The organism is Rhizobium sp. PEPV16 (assembly GCF_008919455.1).
GTDB classification, from domain to species: Bacteria; Pseudomonadota; Alphaproteobacteria; order Rhizobiales; family Rhizobiaceae; genus Rhizobium; species Rhizobium leguminosarum_Q.
This window is the reverse complement of sequence record NZ_VSZV01000349.1, coordinates 1-4,359: the sequence shown is the minus strand read 5'-3', so window position 1 is coordinate 4,359 and position 4,359 is coordinate 1. Positions and strand designations below refer to the sequence as shown.

6 protein-coding genes and 1 pseudogene are annotated in these 4,359 nt (G+C 61.0%); 1 reads left to right on the top strand and 6 read right to left on the bottom strand.

The annotated features are described in order from the left end of the window. From FY112_RS38185 to FY112_RS29775, 4 genes and pseudogenes are all read right to left on the bottom strand, one after another. Positions 1-213, bottom strand: a pseudogene (locus FY112_RS38185) (bicyclomycin resistance protein); the annotation flags it as partial. Between the two features lie 35 nt (positions 214-248). Continuing rightward, the gene (locus FY112_RS29785) at positions 249-1,454 is read right to left on the bottom strand and encodes a multidrug effflux MFS transporter (RefSeq protein ID WP_003540085.1); all 1,206 of its coding nucleotides are present in this window, start codon (positions 1,452-1,454) and stop codon (positions 249-251) included. Positions 1,455-1,591: 137 nt separating this feature from the next. Beyond that, the gene (grxD, locus tag FY112_RS29780; protein ID WP_012757638.1) at positions 1,592-1,927 is read right to left on the bottom strand and encodes a Grx4 family monothiol glutaredoxin; all 336 of its coding nucleotides are present in this window, start codon (positions 1,925-1,927) and stop codon (positions 1,592-1,594) included. A gap of 173 nt (positions 1,928-2,100) precedes the next feature. Then, positions 2,101-2,331 carry a hypothetical protein gene (locus FY112_RS29775; protein WP_094085851.1) on the bottom strand — a complete coding sequence of 77 codons (231 nt, stop codon included), beginning with the start codon at positions 2,329-2,331 and terminating at the stop codon, positions 2,101-2,103. Between the two features lie 164 nt (positions 2,332-2,495). Here FY112_RS29775 and FY112_RS29770 point away from each other — a divergent pair, with 164 nt between their 5' ends. Further along, a complete protein-coding gene (locus FY112_RS29770; protein WP_131718550.1) occupies positions 2,496-3,677 on the top strand; it encodes a hypothetical protein in 1,182 nt (393 codons plus the stop codon). A gap of 34 nt (positions 3,678-3,711) precedes the next feature. Here FY112_RS29770 and FY112_RS29765 read toward each other — a convergent pair whose 3' ends face one another. Next, positions 3,712-3,945, bottom strand: a complete 234-nt coding sequence (locus FY112_RS29765) for a BolA family transcriptional regulator (protein ID WP_003540079.1) — start codon at positions 3,943-3,945, stop codon at positions 3,712-3,714. Positions 3,946-3,964: 19 nt separating this feature from the next. Continuing rightward, a partial coding sequence (locus FY112_RS29760) for an AIR synthase-related protein (RefSeq protein WP_246700780.1) occupies positions 3,965-4,359 on the bottom strand: 395 nt, incomplete at its 5' end.

Below are 4,359 nucleotides of genomic sequence, written 5' to 3'. Positions count from 1 at the left end.
TCCCAGGAAAAACACGCCGATGATCAGCTGCGCGTCGTTGGTATTGGTGACGCCGAGGGAATGGCCGATATTGGGCAATGCCGGCAGCATGCTGTCGATCGCCATAGCAACGCTGGCGGTCATGATGGCGATGGTAACGACGAATTCGCCAAAGCCCATGCCGATGCGGCGGGAGCCCTGGTTTTCCTGGTGCGGTTTATGCGGCGGCGTCATGTGGTGAAATCCCGGATGCGAATGAGGCCCGCCGTTCAGACGGCTGGGTTCTGCGATTGGAAGAGGCGGCCCTTTTCGGCGATGAGCACGAAGACGAGCCCGATGATCGACACGACGAAATAACCGGCGACCATCGGCAGCGCCGTCCCGTCGAAGGCCTGGCCGATGCCGGCGCCGATGATGGCGCCGCCGACCGTGCTCATGAAGCCGAGGACGGAGGAGGCGGTGCCGGCGACGTGGCCGAGCGGCTCCATAGCGAGCGAATTGAAGTTCGAGCCGATCCAGCCGAACTGGAACATGGAAAGGCCGAAGAAGGAGATGAACAGAGCGAAGGGCATCGGCTCGGTGCTGGCCATCTGGACGATCAGCCAGATGGTGTTGATGGCGATGAAGCCGATGAGCGAGCCATGCGACAGGCGGCGCATGCCGAGCTTGCCGACGAAGCGCGAATTGAAGAAGGACGACAGCGACATGAAGATCGCCACGCCGGCAAAGGCAAATGGGAAATAGACGCCGAGATCATAAATGCCGACATAGACCTGCTGGGCCGAATTGATGAAGCCGAACAGCGCGCCGAAGATGAAGGTGCTGGCAATGGTGTAGCAGAGCGCGACGCGATTGGTCAGCACCAGCTTGAAGGCGCCGAAGATCGAGCGGGCGGTGAAGGGGCGGACATTGGCGGGATGCAGGGTTTCCGGCAGGCGTAGATAGGCCCAGACGGCAATCGCCGTCGCCATGGTGGCGATGAAGAGGAAGATCAGGTGCCAGTTGCCGAAGAACATGACGATCTGGCCGGTGCCAGGCGCAATGACCGGCACGATCATGAAGACCATCATGATCAGCGACATGACTTCGGCCATCTGCCGTCCGCCATAGATATCGCGGACAATGGAGATGGTGATAACGCGGGTGGCCGCCGAGCCGATGCCCTGCACGAAACGCAGCACCAGCAGGCCGGCGAAGGAGGGAACGAAGACGATGCCGATGGCCGAAACGATGTAGACGACGAGGCCGAACAATAGCGGTGTGCGGCGACCGAAGCGATCGGAAAGCGGTCCGTAGAAAAGCTGGGCGCAGCCGAAGCCGAGCAGATAAGAAGAGACGACGAATTGCCGGTGGTTCTCGCTCTCGACGCCGAGGCTCGCGCCGATCTGCTGCAAGGCCGGGAGCATGATATCGATCGCCAGCGAGTTGATGGCCATCAGGAAGGCTGCGAGCGCGATGAATTCTCGCTTGCCCATGGGCAGGCGGCCCGCGGACACGGCTTGTGAAGAATCTGTCACAATGAAATTCCCATAAACAGGTCAAGGCGCTGCTAGCCGCAGCGCCTCGAACTCAAGAAACAGATTTGGAAACCGGGCGGACGTCCGGTGACCGGTCAGGAGGCGGCGCGCACCGCGATGCCATTTTCCTGGAGATGCTGCTGCAGTTCACCAGCCTGGAACATTTCCCGGACGATGTCACAGCCGCCGACGAACTCGCCCTTTACGTAGAGCTGCGGGATCGTCGGCCAGTTGGAATATTCCTTGATGCCCTGGCGGATTTCCGAATCGGCGAGCACGTTGACGCTCTTGTAATCGACGCCGATGTAATCGAGAATCTGCACGACCTGGCCGGAGAAACCGCACTGCGGAAACTGCGGCGTGCCCTTCATGAAAAGGACGACGTCGTTGCTCTTGATTTCGTTGCCGATGAATTCGTGAATGCCGCTCATGGGACCTAATCCTTTCAACAGGCGGGTTAAAGGCCCACCGTTTCAATCGTTGCCTTTAGATAGCATGCGACAGCAGGAATTCCAGCTGCCCGAACCAAAAAAAGACCAATTCGGGCTGGGCCTCGCTGAGGATTGTTGCCGTCGCGTTACGGTCGGAGTTTTTGCCGCTCGCCTCAGCTGCGACGCTGGCGGCTGCGGCCTGCGGCGGTGCGGCGCTTGCTGACCTGTTTGCGGGCGGGCTTGGCCTTGGCCGAGGTCGTCTTGCGCGTTGCCGTCGTCGTCGCGACGGGGCGTGTCTTACGCCTCCTGCGCTTCGTCGTGACGCGGCCGGTGGTTTTCTTCAGGATCTCCTTCAGCACGCTGTCGACGACGCCTGATATCAATTCTTTGACTAGATCGGCCACAAAACCCCTCCGTTCGTGGTGGAAACGACATGGTTGCTATTGAATTCCGGAAGAGTTCGGTTAGCAAGACGGCTTCGAGACCATGGCTGCTTTTTTGCCGATATCAGGGGCGCAGCAGCCGGGTCGCAGCAACATGCCGGCCAATCGCCCGGCCGGAAGAGCGAATGAAACTGATCGAGAAGCGGGTCGTCCTGCATTTCCCGGGCTTCGAGCCGCTTGACGGCGTTGCCCACAGGGCACGCTACGAGCGTTCGGCCAGGCAGAGTGCTGCCGTCTGGGACTATTCGGTCGAGATGGGGGCAGCGGACGAGCGGAGCGATCCGGTCAGTTTCGAAGTCAGGACGGCTGAGAGGGTAGCGGCGCCCGAGGCAGGGACCAGTTCCCCCGGCTGGCAGGCGAAGAGCCGCATCCATATGGTCGATCACGACATACTGGTGCGCAAGCTGCGTGCCGGCAACACGCTGAGCCAGATCATTGCGGGCTTCCGAAGCTGCGCCGAGATCATGTTCGAAGGCGGCATGCGGGGGTATTTCCGCCATGCCTGGCGCTTCGGCCTGTTCTTTCTGTTCCCGTTCCTACTGACGGCGCTGGCGATCGTGCTGACGGCGCAGATCGCCATCATGCCCTATGGCCTCGGCTTTTCGCCGTGGCACATGCTCTGGAGCGGGCCGCTGGCGCTCTGTTTCTTCATCTTCGCCTTCCTGCCGTTTTCCGAACGCTTCCACACGCTGCATCTCTTTGCCGATTGGGAAATGGCCGTGGCGCTCGGCCGCATGGACCGGACAGATTTCAACGATTGGCTGGAAGACCGGGCCACTGCCGTGCGCAAGGCGCTTGAAGAAGAGGCGGACGAATATGTGATCTCCTCGCATAGCATGGGATCGAGCGTCGCCGCCCATGTCATCGGCATATTGCTGGAAAGGGAGCCGGAGATCTTCAAGGGAAAGCGCGTGATGTTTGCCACACTCGGCAGCGCCATCCTGCAATGTGCGCTGATGTCATCGGCAACACTGCTTCGCGCCCGCGTCGGGCTGATCGCCCGCTGTCCCGAGATTTCCTGGCTCGACGTGCAGTGCCTGACGGATTCGATCAATTTCTACAAGGTGCCGGTCGTTGCCGTCTCCGGCCATGAGGATGCGCCCCAAGCAAAGATGATCCTGATCCGCGTCAAGCAGATGCTGACGCGCGAGCACTATCGCAAGATCCGCAAGGACCAGCTGCGCGTTCACCGGCAATATGTGCTTGGGCCAGATCTGCAGGCGCCCTTCGACTTCACGCTTTTGACATCCGGGCCGATGCCGGCCTCGGTCTTTGCCGATCCCGACGAAAAGAGAATGCCCGCCTGAGGGCCGGGCATCGTCATCCGGATTGCGTCGGGCTCTATTCCGGCGCGGAGGTCTGCAGCGCCAGAGCGTGCAGGACGCCGCCCATATTGCCCTTCAGCGCCTCGTAGACCATCTGGTGCTGTTGCACGCGGCTCTTGCCGCGAAAGGCTTCGGCGACGACTTCGGCGGCGTAGTGATCGCCGTCGCCCGCCAGATCGCGGATCGTCACCTTGGCACCGGGAATCCCAGCCTTGATCATGTCTTCGATATCGCCGGGTTTCATGGCCATGATCGTTACTCCTTGCGCATCATTCCGCAGCAAGTTCGCCGCGGCCTTCCATGAAGTTAGGGAACCACGATTCATGGGCATCGCGCAATTGCTGAATCGGCAGCGAGATGAGATCGCCGACGACGAGCGCCGTTCCTCCGACCGTACCGAGACGGCGGAAGGGAACGCCGCCACCTTCTGCATTGACGCAGACGAAATCGGCGACATCGGCAGGCAAAGTCAGCACATAGCGCGCCTGATCCTCGCCGAAGAGCAGCGCATGCGGTTCACCGTTGCCTTCGCTCAGATCGATCGTCAGGCCTTTGCCCGAGGCCATCGCCATTTCGGCGAGCGCCACGGCAAGGCCGCCAGAGGAGATGTCGTGGCAGGCGGTCGCCTGGCCGTTGCGGATGACAGAGCGGACGAAATCGCCAT

Excerpts from the sequence above, each read along its gene's own strand:
- FY112_RS29785 (WP_003540085.1), bottom strand. The coding sequence starts at position 1,454 with ATGGGCAAGCGAGAATTCATCGCGCTCGCAGCCTTCCTGATGGCCATC.
- grxD (WP_012757638.1), bottom strand. The coding sequence starts at position 1,927 with ATGAGCGGCATTCACGAATTCATCGGCAACGAAATCAAGAGCAACGAC.
- FY112_RS29770 (WP_131718550.1), top strand. The coding sequence starts at position 2,496 with ATGAAACTGATCGAGAAGCGGGTCGTCCTGCATTTCCCGGGCTTCGAG.
- FY112_RS29765 (WP_003540079.1), bottom strand. The coding sequence starts at position 3,945 with ATGGCCATGAAACCCGGCGATATCGAAGACATGATCAAGGCTGGGATT.